The sequence below is a fragment of the Streptomyces tubercidicus genome, assembly GCF_027497495.1.
Taxonomy (GTDB): Bacteria; Actinomycetota; Actinomycetes; order Streptomycetales; family Streptomycetaceae; genus Streptomyces; species Streptomyces tubercidicus.
In genome coordinates this window covers 7,380,363-7,398,502 of sequence record NZ_CP114205.1, presented here as the reverse complement: position 1 = coordinate 7,398,502, position 18,140 = coordinate 7,380,363, and the positions used below count along the sequence as shown (strand labels likewise).

The 18,140-nt window shown below is 71.7% G+C and carries 17 protein-coding genes; 7 read left to right on the top strand and 10 right to left on the bottom strand.

The window, feature by feature from the left end:
• Positions 1 to 10: 10 nt before the first annotated feature.
• The 4 genes from STRTU_RS32395 to STRTU_RS32380 all read right to left on the bottom strand — a co-directional run bounded on the left by STRTU_RS32395 (position 11) and on the right by STRTU_RS32380 (position 4,144).
• Positions 11 to 1,261 carry a ketosynthase chain-length factor gene (locus STRTU_RS32395; protein ID WP_159748645.1) on the bottom strand — a complete coding sequence of 417 codons (1,251 nt, stop codon included), beginning with the start codon at positions 1,259 to 1,261 and terminating at the stop codon, positions 11 to 13.
• Entirely contained in the window at positions 1,258 to 2,526 is a 1,269-nt protein-coding gene (locus STRTU_RS32390; RefSeq protein ID WP_159748644.1) for a beta-ketoacyl-[acyl-carrier-protein] synthase family protein, read from the bottom strand. The genes STRTU_RS32395 and STRTU_RS32390 overlap by 4 nt, the downstream gene beginning before the upstream one ends.
• Positions 2,523 to 2,957, bottom strand: a complete 435-nt coding sequence (locus STRTU_RS32385) for a cupin domain-containing protein (protein ID WP_030083353.1) — start codon at positions 2,955 to 2,957, stop codon at positions 2,523 to 2,525. The genes STRTU_RS32390 and STRTU_RS32385 overlap by 4 nt, the downstream gene beginning before the upstream one ends.
• 68 nt (positions 2,958 to 3,025) lie before the next feature.
• On the bottom strand, positions 3,026 to 4,144 hold the full coding sequence (locus tag STRTU_RS32380; protein ID WP_159748643.1) for a SchA/CurD-like domain-containing protein: 1,119 nt from the start codon (positions 4,142 to 4,144) through the stop codon (positions 3,026 to 3,028).
• A gap of 248 nt (positions 4,145 to 4,392) precedes the next feature.
• Here STRTU_RS32380 and STRTU_RS32375 point away from each other — a divergent pair, with 248 nt between their 5' ends.
• The 3 genes from STRTU_RS32375 (at position 4,393) to STRTU_RS32365 (ending at position 7,022) form a co-directional block, all read left to right on the top strand.
• The gene (locus STRTU_RS32375) at positions 4,393 to 6,027 is read left to right on the top strand and encodes an FAD-dependent oxidoreductase (RefSeq protein ID WP_159749819.1); all 1,635 of its coding nucleotides are present in this window, start codon (positions 4,393 to 4,395) and stop codon (positions 6,025 to 6,027) included.
• Positions 6,028 to 6,262: 235 nt separating this feature from the next.
• Positions 6,263 to 6,574, top strand: coding sequence for a hypothetical protein (locus STRTU_RS32370; protein WP_159748642.1), 312 nt, complete (start codon positions 6,263 to 6,265; stop codon positions 6,572 to 6,574).
• Positions 6,534 to 7,022, top strand: coding sequence for a glutathione peroxidase (locus STRTU_RS32365; protein ID WP_159748641.1), 489 nt, complete (start codon positions 6,534 to 6,536; stop codon positions 7,020 to 7,022). The genes STRTU_RS32370 and STRTU_RS32365 overlap by 41 nt, the downstream gene beginning before the upstream one ends.
• An 85-nt stretch (positions 7,023 to 7,107) precedes the next feature.
• On the opposite strand, the gene STRTU_RS32360 is transcribed toward STRTU_RS32365, so the two are convergent.
• Positions 7,108 to 7,527 carry an STAS domain-containing protein gene (locus STRTU_RS32360; protein ID WP_246241569.1) on the bottom strand — a complete coding sequence of 140 codons (420 nt, stop codon included), beginning with the start codon at positions 7,525 to 7,527 and terminating at the stop codon, positions 7,108 to 7,110.
• 403 nt (positions 7,528 to 7,930) lie between these two features.
• Between STRTU_RS32360 and STRTU_RS32355 the strand changes: the two genes are divergently transcribed.
• The 4 genes from STRTU_RS32355 to lnt all read left to right on the top strand — a co-directional run bounded on the left by STRTU_RS32355 (position 7,931) and on the right by lnt (position 13,752).
• On the top strand, positions 7,931 to 9,457 hold the full coding sequence (locus STRTU_RS32355) for a sensor histidine kinase (RefSeq protein WP_159748640.1): 1,527 nt from the start codon (positions 7,931 to 7,933) through the stop codon (positions 9,455 to 9,457).
• Between the two features lie 92 nt (positions 9,458 to 9,549).
• Positions 9,550 to 11,517: an ABC transporter ATP-binding protein gene (locus tag STRTU_RS32350; RefSeq protein WP_159748639.1), complete on the top strand. Its 1,968-nt coding sequence runs from the start codon at positions 9,550 to 9,552 to the stop codon at positions 11,515 to 11,517.
• Positions 11,518 to 11,577: 60 nt separating this feature from the next.
• On the top strand, positions 11,578 to 12,060 hold the full coding sequence (locus STRTU_RS32345) for a nuclear transport factor 2 family protein (protein ID WP_159748638.1): 483 nt from the start codon (positions 11,578 to 11,580) through the stop codon (positions 12,058 to 12,060).
• Between the two features lie 159 nt (positions 12,061 to 12,219).
• On the top strand, positions 12,220 to 13,752 hold the full coding sequence (lnt, locus tag STRTU_RS32340) for an apolipoprotein N-acyltransferase (RefSeq protein WP_159748637.1): 1,533 nt from the start codon (positions 12,220 to 12,222) through the stop codon (positions 13,750 to 13,752).
• On the opposite strand, the gene STRTU_RS32335 is transcribed toward lnt, so the two are convergent.
• The 5 genes from STRTU_RS32335 to fabG form a co-directional block, all read right to left on the bottom strand.
• Positions 13,721 to 14,629 carry a Gfo/Idh/MocA family protein gene (locus STRTU_RS32335; RefSeq protein ID WP_159748636.1) on the bottom strand — a complete coding sequence of 303 codons (909 nt, stop codon included), beginning with the start codon at positions 14,627 to 14,629 and terminating at the stop codon, positions 13,721 to 13,723. The genes lnt and STRTU_RS32335 overlap by 32 nt on opposite strands.
• Positions 14,630 to 14,803: 174 nt before the next feature.
• A complete protein-coding gene (locus tag STRTU_RS32330; protein WP_159749815.1) occupies positions 14,804 to 15,343 on the bottom strand; it encodes a hypothetical protein in 540 nt (179 codons plus the stop codon).
• A 125-nt stretch (positions 15,344 to 15,468) separates the two neighbouring features.
• On the bottom strand, positions 15,469 to 16,137 hold the full coding sequence (locus STRTU_RS32325) for a uracil-DNA glycosylase (protein WP_159749813.1): 669 nt from the start codon (positions 16,135 to 16,137) through the stop codon (positions 15,469 to 15,471).
• 294 nt (positions 16,138 to 16,431) lie between these two features.
• Entirely contained in the window at positions 16,432 to 17,202 is a 771-nt protein-coding gene (locus tag STRTU_RS32320) for an SDR family oxidoreductase (protein ID WP_159748635.1), read from the bottom strand.
• Positions 17,203 to 17,231: 29 nt separating this feature from the next.
• Positions 17,232 to 17,993 carry a 3-oxoacyl-ACP reductase FabG gene (gene fabG / locus STRTU_RS32315; protein ID WP_159748634.1) on the bottom strand — a complete coding sequence of 254 codons (762 nt, stop codon included), beginning with the start codon at positions 17,991 to 17,993 and terminating at the stop codon, positions 17,232 to 17,234.
• Positions 17,994 to 18,140 lie beyond the last annotated feature (147 nt).

Here is an 18,140-nt window from a genome sequence, read left to right as displayed (position 1 = left end):
GTTCTCCTTCTCAAGAGGGGGACCCGGAGCCCTTCCGCAGCACCATCGCCGCGTTCGAGCCCATCAGTCCCCGGCTCAGCACCAGCGTCGTCCGCAACTCGGCAGGGCGGGCCCGGCCGGTCACCACGTCAAGGTCGTGACAGACGTCGACGACGTTGGGGGTGGGCGGCACGACGCCGTGCTCCATCGCGAGCACCGCGGCCGCGGTGTCCAGAACGGGAGCGCCGCAATACGCCCGCCCGGTGCCCGTCTTGGGTGCGGTCACCGGGACCTGCGAGGCGTGCCGGCCCAGGGCGTCCGCGAGCGCCAGCGCCTCGGCCCGGTCGGCCGCAGGAACGCCGAGCGCGTCCGCGAACACCACATCGATCTCCTCCGGGGCGCACCGCGCGTCCTCCAGCGCACCACGGATGGCATGGGCGAGCCCGTCGCGGGACTCCTCCCACAGGGAGGCCCCGGTGAAGGTCGCGGCATGCCCGGCCAGCACGGCCCGGACACTCGCCCCGCGGCCCTCGGCCGCCTCCTCCTCCTCGACGATCAGCATCGCGCCGCCCTCGGCGGGCACGAATCCGCACGCGCCGCTGGTGAACGGGCGGTAGGCGCGGGCCGGATCGTCGAGCTTGCTCAGGTCGTCATAGCCGAGCTGGCAGACGACCGAGTAGGGGGCCAGTGGTGCCTCGGCGGCACCCACGACGACGGCATCGGTGCCGCGCCGGATGGTGCGGGCGGCATGCGCCAGGGCGTCCAGCCCGCCCGCCTCGTCGCTGGCCACGACTCCGCACGGCCCCTTGAAGCCGCCGCGGATGGAGATCTGTCCGGTGCTCGCCGCGTAGAACCAGGCGATGGACTGGTACGGGCCGACATGGCGGGAGCCCTGGCCCCAGAGCCGTTGCAGCTCCCGCTGGCCGAACTCGCCACCGCCCGACCCGGCGGCCGTGACGACCCCCACCGCGAACGGTGAGTCGTTGTAGTCGGCACGGCCGAGCCGGGCGTCGTCCAGCGCGAGGTTGGCCGCCGCCATGGCGAAGTGGGTGAACCGGTCGGTCTGGACGAGATAGCGCTCCTCGATCAGATCCGCCGGATCGAATCCACGGACCTCACCGGCGACCTTGAGGGGCAGATGCTCACACCCTTCACGGGTGACGCGGTCGAGGACGCTGATGCCCTCCACCGTCGCCTTCCAGAAGGTCTCGGTGCTCACCCCGTTAGGGGCGATGACACCGATGCCGGTGACGACGGAACGACGTTCTTCCGGGGAGCTCATTTTGCCCTCCCACCCTGTCGGGTCAGTACCACCGCTGACTGGAATCCACCGAAGCCGCTGCCGACCGAGAGCACCGAACGCAGCGGCAGCTCCCGGGCCGTCTTGGGCACATAGTCGAGGTCGCACTCCGGGTCCGGAGTCTCGTAGTTGGCCGTCGGCGGCACCACCTGGTGGGTGAGTGCCAGCACACAGGCCACGATCTCGATGGCGCCGATCGCGCCGAGCGAGTGGCCCACCATGGATTTGATGGAACTCATCGGCACCCGGTGGGCATGGGCACCCAACGACCGCTTGACCGCGGCCGTTTCGTGCCGGTCGTTCTGCTGGGTGCCCGAGCCGTGCGCGTTGACGTAATCCACCTGGGTGGCGTCGACCTTGGCGTGACCGAGTGCGCGGTTGATCGCCTCGGCCATCTCCAGGCCCTCCTGGGTGAGGCCGGTCATGTGGTACGCGTTGCCGAAGGTGGCATAGCCACGTATCTCACAGTGCACGGTCGCTCCCCGGGCGCGGGCGTGTTCCAGCTCCTCCAGGACGAGCACGGCGCCGCCCTCACCCATCACGAATCCGTCGCGATGGGCGTCGAACGGGCGGGAGGCGTGTGCGGGATCGTCGTTGTTCGCCGAGGTCGCCTTGATCGCGTCGAAGCAGGCCACGGTGATCGGGGAGATCGGTGAGTCGGACGCACCGGCGATGCAGACGTCGACCCGGCCCTCCTCGATGGAGTGGAAGGCGTACCCGATGGCGTCGAGACCGGAGGTGCAGCCCGTGGAGACGGTCTGCACCGGGCCATGGGCGCCGATCTGTTCCGCCACCGCGGAGGCGAGCGAACTCGGGGAGAACGCACGCTCCAGATGGCGGCCGGCCGGCCGGTGGTCGACATCCCAGCGGGCACCGTGCCCGCTGACGGCGACATAGTCGTGTTCCAGCCGCGTGGTGCCGCCGACCGCGGTGCCCAGGGACACCCCGATGCGCCAGGGGTCCTCGGCCTCGGTGTCCAGCCCGGCGCTGCGCAGCGCCTCGGCCGCGGCGACCATCGCGAACTGGATGTACCGGTCCGAGCGGGCCACCTGCTCCTCGCTCAGACCGTGCGCCGCCGGATCGAAGTCGCACTCGGCGGCGATACGCGAACGGAAGCCCTCGGGGTTGAAGAGGGTGATGCCACGGGTCGCCGTACGGCCGGAGGAGAGCAGGTCCCAGAAAGCCGGTACACCCACGCCGCCCGGAGCGACGATGCCGACGCCGGTGACCGCCACGCGGCGGGTCATGACACCGGCTCCGTGCGTTCCGGTGGCGCGGCCGGTGTGCTCTCCTCCGTGCCCTCGGTATCCACGTGGCCGAGCTCGGGACGCGGCGCCAGCGGACCGAGGTGGAAGACCATACGGGCCTCCACGTCCCCGACATTGCGGAAGCGGTGCCGCATGTACGGGGGGATCAGCAGCCCCTGGTCCGGGCGCAGCGGGTGCGGTTCCCCGTCGAGGTCGACTTCGAGGGCGCCTTGCACCACGTACACGAACTCCTCGGAGTACGGGTGGTAGTGCTCGCCGATGCGCTCGCCGGGCTGCACGAGTGCCATGCCCATGAAGCCGCTCGTGGCGCCCACCGCGCTGGGTGTCAGCATGGCGCGCAGATCACCTCCGCGCCGGCGGTTGGGCTGGGTCTCGCTGAGGTCCACGATGCGTGGGCGGTGCGTGGTCATGGCTGTTCCTCCAGGGGCGTGGTGCCGGCGGGTGGAAGGGGGTGAGTGGCCTGCGACGGCCGGGGGCGTCAGGCGCCCGGTGCCCGGCGGTCGGTGATGAGGGCCATGTCGGAGCGCTCCAGGAAGTGCGCGATCTCGCGGTCGTTCGACAGACCGCCGGCCACATCGGTGTCGATGAGGCGCCGCAGCACCTCCGTCTTGCGGGGGCCGCGCACACCGAGCGACAGTCGGGGGTCGCTGTCGACGGGAATACGGAGATCGACCATCCGGACCACGACGTCGTCGCGCTGGAAGATGGTGCTGCCGGCGACGGGGCAGGACTGGTCGTCGGCGGCCAGTTCGTCCTGGCGGGCCAGCATCCGGGCCAGCGCCATACCGCAGCCCTCTTTGGCGGGGTAGTAGAGCGCATGCCGGCGGATACCGTCCGGCTGCTCCCCGGCCGCCGCGACGTGGTGCACCGCGGGCAGTGCGGCGCGGGTGAAGAACACCCGGGCGGAGTTCGGATCGCTGAGGTCGCGGTCCTGCTCCAGATACGGGTTGATGGCCTCCTCGACGGCCCGGACCTCGGGCTGCTGGGAGATGTGCCGCAGCGCCGCGACGAGGTCGCCCTGCACCTCGACCGCGCGCACGACGCGGTTGCCGTGCATGAAGAGGGAGGTGCGGCGGAGCCTGGTGGTCTCGTCGACCCGGGCCTCCGGGGAGGTGTACCCGGCGAGGATCTCGGCGACCATCGATTCGCTGCCCGGCTTCACGGTGAAGGTCAGCGCGTGCCGGACCACTCCGTCACCGACCCGGGGGTTGGCCTGCAGCCGTCCCTTGGGGGGCTCGGGCGCCAGGCTGGCGATGTTCGAGGTCTCGCGCAGCACGCTGAAGCGCAGCGAGCGGGTGTCGCGGACACAGCCGTGCAGCGGCTGCACCATCTTGACGTGTTCCTCGCTGTTGACCCAGGCCAGGAACGGCGGCGCGCTCTCCCATTCGCTGGTGATGAGCCACTGCGACGGGTTCTCGATGGACTGGCACAGCTGGTCGGTGATGTGCCCGGGGACGGACGCGACCTGGTTGCGCAGGTGCTCGTAGGCTTCCAGGAAGTCCTGCTGGGCCCCTTCGTGGAGATCCAGCAGCAGCACGACCCGAAGCCGTGAGCCGTCGAAGGCTGACTGGGATATTCGTTCCGACAGCGTTGTCATCGTCTACGCATCTCCTTCGGGGCCCGACGGCCCCAGTGGTGCGTCGTCAGTTCCGGTGCGATCCGGTGACTGAGCCGGATGGTGGGGCGGCCCGCCCGGTGTCCGGGGGCGTCCCGGATTCGATCGTGGCCGGGACGCACGGGCGGCGCGAGATCTGTGAGCCATGCAGGTGAACCGTGATCGAACACGGCCTCAGCCGGGCATTCGTGCTCCATCTGCCGTACACGCCCCTGGAGCTGGAGCACGCAATGAATCCCACCGCCGAAGACCGGGTTCCGGTACTCATCGTGGGCGGGTCCCTGGTCGGCCTGTCCGCGTCGCTGTTCCTGGGACGTCTGGGTGTCCGACATCTGCTGGTCGAGAAGCACTCGGACACGTCCCGGCACCCACGCGGGCGGGGGAACAACGTCCGCACCATGGAGCTGTACCGGGTGGCCGGTGCGGAGCAGCGGATCCGCGAGGCCGCGTCGACGCTGGCCGACAACCACGGGATCCTGCAGGCCCGTTCGCTCACCGGTGACGAGCAGGAGTGGCTGTTCAAGGAGATCGACCCGGGCGGCGGGCTGGCCAAGTTCAGCCCGTCCTCCTGGTGCCTTTGCAGCCAGAACGACCTGGAGCCGGTGCTGCTGCGCTGCGCCCGTGAGCTGGGCGGTGACCTGCGGTTCTCCACCGAGCTGAGCTCCTTCGAGCAGGACGCGGAGGGTGTGACCGCGGTCCTGAAGAACCGGGAGACCGGTGAGCGGAGCACCGTCCGCGCGGACTACCTGATCGCGGCCGACGGCCCGCGCAGCCCGGTACGGGAGCGGCTGGGCATCGGCCAGACGGGGCCCGGCGACCTGTTCCACAACGTGAGCATCACCTTCCGCGCCCCGGCGCTCGCGGACGCCGTGGGCGACCGCCGCTTCATCGCCTGCTACTTGACCAACCCGGAGGCCGACGGCGCGCTGCTGCCGGTCGACAACCAGGCCGAATGGGTCTTCCACGCCCCGTGGCACCCGGACCGGGGCGAGACCCTGGAGGACTTCACCGACGAGCGGTGCATCGACCACATCCGCCGGGCAACGGGCGTACCGGACATGGCAGTTGAGATCACCGGCAAGGCACCGTGGCACGCCGCGGAGCGGGTCGCCGAACGGTACGCGGCCGGCCGGGTCTTCCTCGCCGGTGACTCGGCCCACGAGATGTCCCCCACCGGGGCGTTCGGCTCCAACACTGGCATCCAGGACGCCCACAACCTGGCCTGGAAGCTCAGCGCCGTGCTGAACGGCTCGGCGGACCCCGAACTGCTCGCGTCGTACGAGGCGGAGCGGCAGCCGGTGGCGCGGGAGACCAGCGCCCGCGCCTCGGCCCGCTCGGCCGAGCACAGCCACCCGGGCTACGTCCCGGCGCCCGGCGCGGGCGGCGGCCGCCAGCGAGGGGTGCTCACCGTGGCCCTGGGCTACTGCTACCCGCACGGCGCGGTGGTCGGCGTGGATCCCGAGCTGCCGGTGGTGCCGGACCAGATGCGGCTGACCGGCGCGCCGGGCACCCGCGCCCCGCACATGTGGCTGCACGGCGCCGGGGAGCGCCGCTCGACCCTCGATCTGTACGAGAAGTCCTTCGTGCTGCTGACCGGGACCGACGGCGAGATGTGGCGTACCGCGGCCAAGGGCGCCAATGAGGAGTTCTCCCTGGGGCTGGAGTGCTACATGATCGGCACCGGGCCGAACGACGATCTGGCCCCCGAAGAGGGTGCCGACTGGGCCGAGAAGCACGGGACGACGCCGGAGGGCGCGGTCCTGGTGCGCCCTGACGGCTTTGTCGCCTGGCGGGCCGAGGGCCGGGTGGCCGACCCCGAGGCGGCGCTCCGGGAGGTCCTGTCCGCGCTGCTCTGCCGGAGCTGACGGGCCGGGCTCTGGCCCAGCCCGGGTTCGACTGACACGGGCCGGGTCGCGTGGCGCAGGAGACTGCTGCGGGTGGAGGGGCCGGCGGGACATCCGCCGGCCCCTCCACCGCGTCTCCCACCGGCCCCTCCGGCGCGCGAACGTATCTTCTGCCCGTCACCACCGCAGGGGCATCTGAGGGCCGTCCGGGCCCTGTCCCGCAACTCGGGGGGCCGATTTCCGGTTGAGTCCGGGCATGGACGCCAAGAAGCCCGCCGCGCACCCCTTTCAGCGCATCTCGCTCCCCCGCCAGCCGCCGCCGCTGCCGCCCCCCGCTCCACAGGCGCGCCGTCCGGCCGAGGGAGAGACGCCGATCTTCGACCAGCTGCTCAAGGAGTGGCGCTCGGGGGAGCTGCGGCCGGTGGTGTCCTGGCCGGTGGACGATCCGGGGAAGATCAGAGCGGGCTCCGCTGTTGGGACGGATGATGGCCGTCCCTATCCGCGGAACCGCGACGAGGAGCTTGACCGTGAGTCTGTACGACATCCCCCTGCGCACCCTGACCGGTGAGCCCGCTTCACTCGCCGACTACCGGGGCAAGGCCCTGCTGGTGGTGAACGTGGCGTCCAAGTGCGGGCTGCCCCCGCAGTATTCCGGTCTGGAGCGGCTGCAGCAGCGCTACGGGGACCGGGGCTTCAGTGTGCTGGGCTTCCCCAGCAACCAGTTCGCGGGCCAGGAGCCGGGCACCGCGGAGGAAATCGCGACCTTCTGCTCGGCGACGTACGGCGTGAGCTTCCCGCTGTTCGAGAAGACCGAGGTCAACGGCGCGGACCGGCACCCGCTGTATGCGGAGCTGACGGGCACCGAGGACGGCGACGGCGCGGCCGGCGACGTCCAGTGGAACTTCGAGAAGTTTCTGATCGATCCCGAGGGCACGGTCGCGGGCCGCTTCCGGCCGCGGACCGAGCCGGAGGCCGAGGAGCTGGTCACCGCCATCGAGGCTGTTCTGCCGGGCTGATCGGGTGACGCGCCGCCGGCCGCGCGGCGGGCGGGCGGCGTACCGGGCCGGCGCACCGGGGCGACGTCCACGGGCGGGGCGCCGGTCAAGCGACGGCGGTGCCCGCACCGTCCGTGGCCTCGGCTGATGCGGCGGTCCCGGCGGCCGGTTCCGCGGCGGCGTCCTCGTCGGACACGATCTCGAACGCGTCGGTCAGCCCGGTCATCCGCAACAGCCGGGCGACGCTTCCGCCATGGGTGACCCCGGTCAGCCGCAGCCGGCCGCCCCGCTGCCGGGTCCGGTAGCGGGCGCGGCTGAGCAGCGACAGACCGGCGCAGTCGATGAACGTCACCGCGCGCACATCGAGCAGGAGATCGCCGCCCTGGACACCCGTGAGGTCGTCCAGCTGGTCCGACAGCACCGACACGGCGAGAATGTCCAGCTCACCGCGGAGTTCCAGCACGGTCGTGCCGCGCGCCGCGGGGCTGGGGCCCACAAGTCTCGGGTAGTACTGACCTTCATCCATCGGCCCGGCCCACTTTCGTGCCGAGGCGCGGGATATGGCCACGCGTCTGCGGCGGAGACGTTCGGTAGGTGTGGGGGGCGCCCGGCGCATTCCGGGCGGTTCGGCCCGTTTCCGGGTCGTGAGTGGTGCAGTGCTGTGTCGTCTGTGTTCCTGCGTTTCTGCAGCTGTCCGTAGTTGTTTACGGCTTACCCGCAGGCCGTGGCCTCCAAGTCCCGGCGGCCGGGACATCTATAGGTTGTCTCAAAGTCGACCCTGGCGGGCGTGGCCGAGATACATGACCTGCTCCTCACTCCCCCGGAGGGGCCGAACACCCGCCAGATCTCCCGCCCCGGCCACCCGTCCGCCCGAGTGGCCCCAATAACACACTTTCGAGCGAATTAGACTGTCCAGATCGCCGGAAAGTGTGAGGTGTGCCCTGAAGCCGTCGGATCCCGCTGGAGATCTCCCCGAACGGACCACGCAGAGCCTGCGTGCGCTGGCCGGGGGGCCGATCTCCCGGCTTCCGGAGCTGCTGGAGGCGATGGTCACGGTCGGTTCCGACCATGATCTGCGCCGTGCGCTGGACCGTATCGCCGAGACCGCCGCCTCCCTCACGGGTGCGCGCCATGCCGCCATCGGCCTCCGCGACGCGGATGGCGGCGGGCCGGACGAGTTGATCACCCACGGCCTCTCCCCTGAGGACGAGCCGCCCACCGGGGCCTCGCTGGAGGTGCCCATCCAAGTGCAGGACGAGCTGTTCGGCACGCTGTATCTGGCGGGGAAGGACGACGGCGGGGAATTCGGGGAGGGGGATCTGCATCTGGTGCGGGTACTGGCCACCGAGGCCGGGATCGTGCTGAGCAATGCCCGGATGCACGCGGCCGCCCGGCAGCGAAGACGCTGGATCGAGGGCGCGGCCTCCGTGACCACCGCGCTGCTGGCCGGGCCCGGGGCCCGCGCCTCGGCCACCCACGCCCTCACCGTCGTCGCGGAGCAGGGCCGTGAGCTGGCCGAGGCGGCGACCGGAGCGGTCCTGTTGCCGCACGACGAGGGCGGTATGGGGGTGGTGGCGATCTCCACCGGGCTGTCGGAGGAGGTACGGGCCGAGGCGTTCCGCGGCCGGATCCCGCCGGAGAGCCCGGTGCTCCACCAGCTGCACGCCGGGCTGGGGGTGTTCTCCGACGACTTCGCCGCCGACCCTCGCTCGATCTCCCCGCTGTCGCGCTACTACGGGCCGACGATGCTGCTGCCGCTGCGCAGCAACGGGCGGGTGCTGGGCGCCCTGGCCCTGTGCCGGACGTCCGGCGACCGCCGCTTCAGCCACACCGAACGGACGCTGGGGACCCTGTTCGCCGCCCAGGCCGCGGTGGCGCTGGTCCTCGCCGACCGGCACCGGGACCGTGAGCGGCTCGCCGTCTTCGAGGACCGCGACCGTATCGCCCGCGATCTGCACGATCTGGTCATACAGCGGCTGTTCGCGACCGGAATGATGCTGGAGACCGCCCGGCGCCAGGCGCAGTTGCCAGAGGTGCGGGACGGGCTCGGCGAGGCGATCGATGAGCTGGACGCGACGATCCAGGAGATCAGGACGGCGATCATCGCGCTGCAACAGGGGCCGCCGGAGGTGCCGCCCGGTCTGCGCACCCGGGTGCTGCGGGCGGCGGGCACGGCCACCGCGGCGCTCGGCGGCCGTCCGTCGGTGCGGTTCGTCGGTCCGGTCGACGCCCGGGTCGACGACCGCGGCGGCCGGGAGCTGCTGGCCGCGCTCGACGAGGCGCTGACGGCGGTGGAGGGGTCGGCGGCCGCGCAGCCGGCCCGGGTGTCGGTCGTTGTGGACGCCACCGCCACCCTGCCCGACGGCCGGGCGGGCGTACGGCTGACGGTGAGCTGCCCCGACGGCTCGCACCCGCCCCTGACCTGGGAGCGTCCGCTCCACGGACGCGCCGCTTGACCTCAACATTGGTTGAGGTTCTAGGTTCCTTACCAGGTCGCCGGTCGCTCACGGCGATCCCGTGAGGCGACCCCGGCACCCTGGAGGCCACGATGGACATGGAAGTCACCGCCTGGCACGCACTGCACAGTTCGATGACCGCGCAGCAGGGACGGCGCCGCTTCTCCCGCGACACCCTGCGCCGCATCACGGCGTTCGCCCGCCCGCATCGCCGCCGCCTGGTGTGGTTCGTCGTCCTGAGCACGGTGACCGCGATGCTCGCGGTGGCCACTCCGCTGCTCGCGGGCCGGGTGGTGGACGCCATCGTGGGCGGTGACGCGCCCTCCCTGGTCGTCGGCCTGTCCGCGCTGATCGCCGTGATCGCGGTCGCCGAGGCCGGTCTGGGGCTGCTGACCCGCTGGCTGTCGGCGAGCATCGGCGAGGGCCTGATCGTGGATCTGCGCACCACGGTCTACGACCACGTCCAGCGGATGCCGATCGCCTTCTTCACCCGCACCCGCACCGGAGCGCTGGTCAGCCGGCTGAACAACGATGTGATCGGGGCGCAGCGGGCATTCAGCGACACCCTGTCCGGGGTCGTCAGCAACATCGTGACGCTGCTGCTCACCCTCGGGGTGATGATCAGCCTGTCCTGGCAGATCACCCTGATCGCGCTGGTGCTGCTGCCGGTGTTCGTACTGCCCGCGCGCCGGGTCGGCCGGCGGCTGGCGGATCTGCGCCGGGAGGGCGCCGACCACAACGCCGCGATGGGCACCCAGATGACCGAGCGGTTCTCCGCGCCGGGGGCCACCCTCGTCAAGCTGATGGGCCGCCCGGCCCGCGAGTCCGCCGAGTTCGCCACCCGGGCCAGCCGGGTGCGCGACATCGGGGTCCGTTCGGCCATGGTCCAGACATACTTCGTCACCGCCCTCACCCTGGTCTCCGCCCTGGCGCTGGCCGTCGTCTACGGCCTGGGCGGCTTCCTCGCGCTCCGCGGCCAGCTGGAGCCCGGCGCGATCGTCTCGCTCGCCCTGCTGCTCACCCGGCTCTACGCCCCGCTGACCGCGCTGTCCGGCGCCCATATCGACGTGATGAGCGCACTGGTCAGCTTTGAGCGGGTCTTCGAGGTGCTCGATCTCAAGCCGCTGATCACCGAGAAGCCGGACGCCCGCGCGGTCCCCGAGGGCCCGGTGTCCGTGGAGTTCGACTCCGTACGCTTCGGCTATCCGTCCGCCGACAAGGTCTCGCTGGCCTCCCTGGAGGAGGTCGCCACCCTCGACACCCGGGGCGGCGAAGAGGTCCTGCACGGCATCTCCTTCCGCGCCGAACCCGGCCAGATGGTCGCCCTGGTCGGCTCCTCGGGCGCCGGGAAGTCGACCGTGGCCCAGCTGCTGCCGCGGCTCTACGACACCGATGCCGGAGCGGTCCGGCTCTCCGGGGTGGACGTCCGCGAGCTGACCGCCGCCTCGCTGCGCGATGTCCTCGGGATGGTCACCCAGGACGGGCACCTCTTCCATGACTCGATCCGCGAGAACCTGCTGCTGGCCAGGCCGGAGGCGACCGAGGCGGAGCTGTGGGACGCGCTGCGCCGGGCCCGTCTGGAGGAGCTGATCGCCGGACTTCCCGACGGGCTGGACACCGTCGTCGGCGAGCGCGGCTACCGCCTCTCGGGCGGCGAACGCCAGCGGCTGACCATCGCCCGGCTGCTGCTCGCCCACCCCCGGGTGGTGATCCTGGACGAGGCCACCGCCCACCTGGACAACACCTCCGAGGCGGCGGTGCAGGAGGCGCTCACCGAGGCGCTGGAAGGCCGTACCGCCCTGGTCATCGCCCACCGGCTGTCGACCGTACGGGCCGCGGACCTGATCCTGGTGGTCGAGGGCGGGCAGATCGTCGAGCGCGGGACGCATGAGACGCTGCTGGCCGCCGAGGGCCGGTACGCCGAGCTGTACCGGACCCAGTTCACCGCCGCGGAGGACCGCCGGGCCGCCGCCACGGAGGACCGCCGGGCCACCACCCTGGCAGCCGGGGGCACGGGTTCCGGTCCGGATCCCCTGCCGGAGTCGGCGCTGGTGAACTGACGCCGCGCCGGTGAGCCCCCGCCTCTTGGCGGGGGCTCCGCTATGCCGAAAACTGAGGCAATGACGCAGCGCGCGGAACACTCCACGCTCATGGACCGCCTCGCCCTCGACGATCTGATCACCGGGTACGCGATCGCCGTGGACGACGGCGACTGGCCCGGCTATCTGGCCCTGTTCACCCCGGACGGCCGGGCCGACTACCGCTCCGCGGGCGGCATCGAGGCCGGCGCCGAGGAGATGGCGGCCTGGCTCGCCGAGATGCTGCGGCACTTCGCGATACGGCAGCATCTGATCCTCAACCGCCGTGTCACCCTCGCCCGGCGGGACGGCGCCCCCGGCGACACCGCCACCGTCCAGGCCGACTACCTCAACCCGATGAGGCTCGCCGGCCCCGCGTCGGAGGATGGGGGCGGACCGACCGCCCCCAACTACACCTGTGCCGGCCGCTATGAATTCGCCGCCCGCCGCACCACCGACGGCTGGCGGCTGACCGGGGTCGTCGTCCACGAGAAGTGGCGCCAGGTACAGCCGCTGGACGACTGACCGGACGCTGGACGGCCGACCGGGCGCTGGACCACTGACCGGCCGCCCCGTCCGTCGCGATCCGCTATCGGCTGTTGCGGCGACACCCCTTTCCTTGATCGGCCGCACCCGCGCACACTGGCCGTCCGACCGGCGAAAACCGGCACCAGGGAGCCCGGCATGGACAGACCGCTCGGCCAGCAGGCGCGGTGGCTCGGCTCCCCGTGGTCACGGGGCGTGGCCGCCGCGCTCGCCGGAGCGGTACCGGCCCTCACCTTTCCCGCCCCCTCCTGGTGGTGGCTGGCGTATGCCGCCCTGGTGCCCTGGCTGCTGCTGGTACGGACGGCACCGACATACGGGCGGGCGGCACTGGACGGGTGGCTGGGCGGCGCGGGCTTCATACTCGCCGTCCACCAGTGGCTGCTGCCGAGCTTGCATGTCTTCATCCTCGTGCTCGCCCTGCTGCTCGGTGCGCTGTGGGCGCCCTGGGGGCTGCTGGTGCGGGCGCTGCTGCACGGTGCGCCGGGCGTCGGCCGGTGTGCCGCCGCGCTGGTACTGGTGCCCTCGGGCTGGCTGATGGTCGAACTGGTCCGGTCCTGGCAGTACTTGGGCGGCCCGTGGGGGCTGATGGGCGCCAGCCAGTGGCAGGTGCCGCCCGCGCTGCGGCTGGCCTCGATCGGCGGGGTGTGGCTGGTCAGCCTGCTGATCGTGGCGGTGAACACCGCCCTGGCCGAGCTGATCGCCCGCCCGGCGGCCCGGCTGCCCGCCGTCGCCGGGCTGCTGGTGTGCGCACTGGCGGTCACCGCGGCCTGGTTCTGGGCACCGCTCCCCCGCCCCACCGGCACCGTACGGATCGCCGTCGTCCAGCCCGGCCTGACCGGCACCCCCACGGAACGGCTGGCCCGGAGCGAAACGCTCACCCGGTCGCTGGCGGGCCGTGGCGTACGGCTGATCGTCTGGGGGGAGAGCAGCCTCTACCGGGATCCGGCGGACCACCCGGCGCTCGCCGAACGCCTCGCCGCGCTCTCCCGGCAGACCGGCGCCGAACTGCTGGTCAACGCCGACTCCGCACACGCCGACCGGCCCGGCATCTCCAAGACCGCGGTGCTGATCGGGCCGGACGGACCGACCGGGGACCGCTACGCCAAGATGCGGCTGGTGCCCTTCGGCGAGTACATACCGTTCCGGTCGGTGCTCGGCTGGGCGACCCGGGTGGGCAAGGCCGCCACGACCGACCGGGTGCGCGGAACCGCCCAGGTGGTGATCCCGGTCGCCTCCGCGGGCGGACTGCGCGTCGGGCCGCTGGTGTGCTTCGAGAGCGCCTTCCCCGATATGAGCCGCAATCTGGTGCGCGACGGTGCGCAGGTGCTGATCGCGCAGTCCGCGACCTCGACCTTCCAGGAGAGCTGGGCGCCCGCGCAGCACGCCTCACTGGGCGCGCTGCGCGCCGCGGAGAACGGGCGGCCGATGGTGCATGCCACCCTCACCGGCATCAGCGCGGTGTACGGCCCGCGGGGCGAGCAGATCGGCGAGCGGCTCGGCACCGACCGCAGCGCGGCGGCCGTCTACGACCTGCCGTTGGCCGGGGGCACCACCCCGTACACCCGGTTCGGCGACTGGGCGGTGTACGGGGCGATCGGCGCGCTGCTGCTGTCCGGTGGGTACGCGGGGCTGCGGGCGCTCAGCAGGCGGCCTGGGCGAGCGCCTCGGTGATCACCCGTTCGCACAGCTCATGGGTGCGCAGCGCATCCTGGGCGGACGGCTGCCGGCCGGCCCGTACGTCGTCCAGGAACGCCAGCACGATCTGCTCGACACCGCGCTGGCGGGCGACCGGCACCCAGTCCCCGCGGCGCCGGATACTCGGCTGCCCCTTGTGGTCGATGACCTCGGCGAGATTGACGACCTGGCGCCGGGTGTCCTGCCCGGAGACGTCGAGGCTCTCGTCCGCGGAGCCGCTGAGGCGGTTCATGGTCCCGACGGCCGTGAACCCGTCGCCGGACAACTGCAACACCACATGCTGCATCAGCCCCTCCCGGATCCTGGCCCGCACATCGATGTGGTCGACCTCGCCCGGGACGAGGAACCGCAGGGTGTCGACGACATGGATGAAGTCGTCGAGCACCAGGGTGCGCGGGTCCTCGGGCAGACCGATGCGGTTCTTCTGCATCAGGATCAGATCGCGGGCGTGCTCCCGGCACTGGGCGTAGGCGGGCGCGAAGCGGCGGTTGAAGCCGACGGTGAGACCCACCCCCCGCTCCTCGGCGAGCGTGACGATGCGCTGGGAGTCGGCGAGCTCGTAGGCGATCGGCTTGTCCACATAGGTCGGTACGCCGGCCTCGATCAGCCGGGTCACGATCTCGGGGTGCGCGGAGGTGGCGGCGTGCACAAAGGCGGCGTCCGGTCCGGTGGCGAGCAGCGAGTCCAGGTCCGCGTGCAGCTGTGCCGCGGGCAGCCGGTGGATGGCGCCGACGCGTTCCAGGGTGGCCGGAGTGCGGGTGTGCAGATGCAGTTCGAGCCCCGGTTGTGTGCTCAGGACGGGGAGGTACGCCTTCTGGGCGATATCGCCGAGTCCGATGCAGCCGACCTTCACTCGTGCTCCTTGGGTTGTGCCGCGCTGGGGGTGGCCCGCGTGCCGGAAGCATACGTGCCGGCCGGCGGCGGGCAGTCGGCGATGGCCCGGGGAGCGGGCCCGCCGCAGGGATGCGCTACGGGGTGCGGTCCGGCCGCGCGTACGCCCTACGCCAGATGCCTCCGCCCGTACGCCCTACGGCATGTGCCCCGCCGCCCGGTCGATCCGCAGCTGGAGCCGTTCGATCGCGTCCCGGAGGCCCTGGCGGTACTCACCGTCGGCGAGGGCGTTGACCGAGGCCCGTGCCCGCCGCAGCTGGGCGCGGGCGTCGGCCGGGCGGTCGAGCGCGGCGTAATCGGCCGCGATATTGAGATGCAGGGAGGGGAAGAACGCCCGGAGTGCGACGAGGGGGTGGCGGGGGCCGGGGCCGTCGGCGACCCGGGACTCCCCTGGCGTGGTGGCGGTGCCCACGGGCCGTTCGGTAACGAAGCCCTCGGCCGCCTCCAGGGCCCGGAGGTCCCAGTCGAGTTCGTCCCGGGGGTCGTCCTGGGTGTCGGCCATGTAGTGGGCGAGGGTGCAGCGGTGGAAGGCGTCTCCGTGCGGCCCGATCTCGTGCCACAGCGCCGAGAGACGGTTACGGGCCTCTTCCCGGTCTCCGGCGCGGTGCAGCATGATCGCCTGGCCGATCCGGGTCAGTACCCCGTCCTCGGGCGTCGCCTCCCGCCGCGTTTCCACCACTGCACTCCCGTAATCCGCTCACACCGTCACCGACGTTTCCTCGACGCTAACCGCCGGAAGGGCGCTGCGCGCGGTGTGTGCGACGCACCGGGTGGTGCGGCCCGTCGCGCGGGCCCGCCGATTCAGCCCAGGTCAGGGATGCGCCAGTCGATCGGGGTGTGCCCCTGCGCGGCGACTGCCGCATTGATCTGGGTGAAGGGCCGGGAGCCGAAGAACTTCTTGGCCGAGAGCGGGGAGGGGTGCGCCCCCTGCACCACCACATGCCGCTCCTCGTCGATCAGCGGCAGCTTCTTCTTGGCGTAATTCCCCCACAGCACGAAGACCGCCGGGTCGGGCCGGGAAGCCACGGCGCGGATCACCGCGTCGGTGACCTTCTCCCATCCCTTGCCCTTGTGGGAATTGGCCTCGGCCTCCCGGACCGTCAGGACGGCGTTCAGCAGCAGCACACCCTGCTGGGCCCAGGGCATCAGATAACCGTTGTCCGGAACCGGGTGGCCCAGCTCCTCCTTCATCTCCTTGTAGATGTTCCGCAGCGATGGCGGTGTCTTCACACCGGGCTGCACGGAGAAGCACAGGCCATGGCCCTGTCCCGCACCGTGGTACGGGTCCTGGCCCAGGATGAGCACCTTCACCTGGTCGTAAGGCGTCGCCTCCAGCGCCGCGAAGACCTGCTCGCGGGGCGGATAGACCGGGCCATTGGCCCGCTCCTGCTCGACGAAGTCGGTGAGCTCCTTGAAATAGGGCTTCTCCAACTCCTCGCCGAGGACCCCGCGCCAGGATTCGGGCAGCATGTCGGTCACCACGTCAACAACCTCCGGTGTGCGTTGCGTTCTCAGTCCCCGAACCTACCGGCGACCACTGACAACGCCGTCCGCGGGCGGATCCTGCCGGAGCTGGACGGCCATCAGCGTCCCATGACCGGCCGGCGCTCCATAATCGGCCGGAGTCTCCCCCCAGGGCCCGCGGACCGCTGACGCGCATGGTGCCGGCCCTTTGCGGACCGGCACCATGGACTCTGCCTCTCGCAGCGCGCACCAGGGCGAGGCCGCGCGGGCCCGCCGCCCGCCGCCCGACGCCCGGTGCCGTCAGACCCCGGCGTTCAGGAACAGACCGCCGTCGACGACCAGGTTCTGGCCGGTGATCCAGCCCGCGGACTCGGACAGCAGGAAGGCCGCGGCCCCGCCGATGTCCTCCGGGACGCCGAGCCGCGCCAGCGGGTAGCCGGCCGCCGCCTCCTCCTCGCGGTTCTCGTACAGCGCCGCCGCGAACTTGGTCTTGACCACGGCGGGCGCGATGGAGTTGACCCGCACGCCCGGCGCGAACTCGTGGGCGAGCTGCTGTGTCAGGTTCACCATCGCGGCCTTGCTGATCCCGTACGCGCCGATGAACGGCGAGGGCGCGAGGCCGGCGATCGAGGCGATATTGACGATGGCGCCGCCGTTGTCCTTCTGCCAGGCGTGCCAGGTGCGCTGCGCGAAGCCGAGCGCCGAGACCACATTCGTCTCGAACACCTTGCGCGCCACCCCCAGATCGAGGTCGGCGATGGGGCCGAACACCGGGTTCGTTCCGGCGTTGTTGACGAGGTAGTCGACGCGGCCGAAGGTCTCCATCGCACGCTCGACGGCGATGCCCTGGTGGGCCTCGTCATGCGCCTTCCCGGCGACGCCGATCACCCGGTCGGAGCCCAGCTTCTCTGCGGCCTCCTTGAGGGCTTCCTCATTGCGGCCGGTGATGACCACCCGGTCGCCGCGGGCCACCAGGGCCTCGGCGATGCCATAGCCGATGCCGCGGCTGGCGCCGGTGACCAGTGCCACCTTGCCGGTGGGCTCGGGGAGCCCGCTGTCCTGCTCGGTCATGTCCAGAACTCCTGAGGTCGGTGGGGCGGTCAGTTGAGCGGGCCGCCGGCGACGTACATGACCTGGCCCGAGACGAAGCCGGCCGCGTCGCCCGTGAAGAAGGCGATCGCGTTGGCGATGTCGTCGGGCCGGCCCACGCGCTGGACCGGGATCTGGGTGGCGGCCGCGGCCTGGAACTCCTCGAAGCCCATCCCGACGCGCTCGGCGGTGGCGGCCGTCATGTCGGTGACGATGAAGCCGGGCGCGACGGCGTTGGCGGTGACGCCGAACTTGCCGAGCTCAACGGCGAGGGTCTTGGTGAAGCCCTGCAGACCGGCCTTGGCCGCCGAGTAGTTGACCTGACCGCGGTTGCCGAGCGCCGAACTGGAGGAGAGGTTGACGATCCGGCCGAACTTGGCGTCCACCATGTGCTTCTGGCAGGCGCGGGACATCAGGAACGCACCGCGCAGATGCACGTTCATGACCGTGTCCCAGTCACTCTCGCTCATCTTGAACAGCAGGTTGTCGCGGAGCACACCGGCGTTGTTGACGAGGACGGTCGGCGCACCGAGCTCGGAGACGACCCGGGCGACCGCCGTCTCGACCTGCTCCGCGTCCGAGACATCACAGCCGACGGCGATGGCCTTGCCACCGGCCGCGGTGATCTTCTCGACGGTGTCCTTGCAGGCCGCCTCGTCGAGGTCCAGTACGGCGACGGCACGGCCCTCGGCGGCCAGGCGCACGGCGGTGGCCGCGCCGATACCGCGGGCCGCGCCCGTGACGATGGCGACGCGCTGCTCGGTGGTGGACATGCGGGTTCTCCTCACCCTCGAAACCTCGACTAGCGGTCCGCCGCACCGATCCCGTGGGTGAGCAACCGCTTAGTAGCCTGAGCAGGCCTGACGCTAGAAGCCCGGCCACCCGCTGTCAACGCCCCACCAGCGCGCCGCTGGCTGCCT

What these genes read in the sequence shown, in the direction of transcription:
- STRTU_RS32395 (WP_159748645.1), bottom strand. Translation starts at nt 1,261, where the DNA reads ATGAGCTCCCCGGAAGAACGTCGTTCCGTCGTCACCGGCATCGGTGTC.
- STRTU_RS32390 (WP_159748644.1), bottom strand. Translation starts at nt 2,526, where the DNA reads ATGACCCGCCGCGTGGCGGTCACCGGCGTCGGCATCGTCGCTCCGGGC.
- STRTU_RS32385 (WP_030083353.1), bottom strand. Translation starts at nt 2,957, where the DNA reads ATGACCACGCACCGCCCACGCATCGTGGACCTCAGCGAGACCCAGCCC.
- STRTU_RS32380 (WP_159748643.1), bottom strand. Translation starts at nt 4,144, where the DNA reads ATGACAACGCTGTCGGAACGAATATCCCAGTCAGCCTTCGACGGCTCA.
- STRTU_RS32375 (WP_159749819.1), top strand. Translation starts at nt 4,393, where the DNA reads ATGAATCCCACCGCCGAAGACCGGGTTCCGGTACTCATCGTGGGCGGG.
- STRTU_RS32370 (WP_159748642.1), top strand. Translation starts at nt 6,263, where the DNA reads ATGGACGCCAAGAAGCCCGCCGCGCACCCCTTTCAGCGCATCTCGCTC.
- STRTU_RS32360 (WP_246241569.1), bottom strand. Translation starts at nt 7,527, where the DNA reads ATGGATGAAGGTCAGTACTACCCGAGACTTGTGGGCCCCAGCCCCGCG.
- STRTU_RS32350 (WP_159748639.1), top strand. Translation starts at nt 9,550, where the DNA reads ATGGACATGGAAGTCACCGCCTGGCACGCACTGCACAGTTCGATGACC.
- STRTU_RS32345 (WP_159748638.1), top strand. Translation starts at nt 11,578, where the DNA reads ATGACGCAGCGCGCGGAACACTCCACGCTCATGGACCGCCTCGCCCTC.
- lnt (WP_159748637.1), top strand. Translation starts at nt 12,220, where the DNA reads ATGGACAGACCGCTCGGCCAGCAGGCGCGGTGGCTCGGCTCCCCGTGG.
- STRTU_RS32325 (WP_159749813.1), bottom strand. Translation starts at nt 16,137, where the DNA reads ATGCTGCCCGAATCCTGGCGCGGGGTCCTCGGCGAGGAGTTGGAGAAG.
- STRTU_RS32320 (WP_159748635.1), bottom strand. Translation starts at nt 17,202, where the DNA reads ATGACCGAGCAGGACAGCGGGCTCCCCGAGCCCACCGGCAAGGTGGCA.
- fabG (WP_159748634.1), bottom strand. Translation starts at nt 17,993, where the DNA reads ATGTCCACCACCGAGCAGCGCGTCGCCATCGTCACGGGCGCGGCCCGC.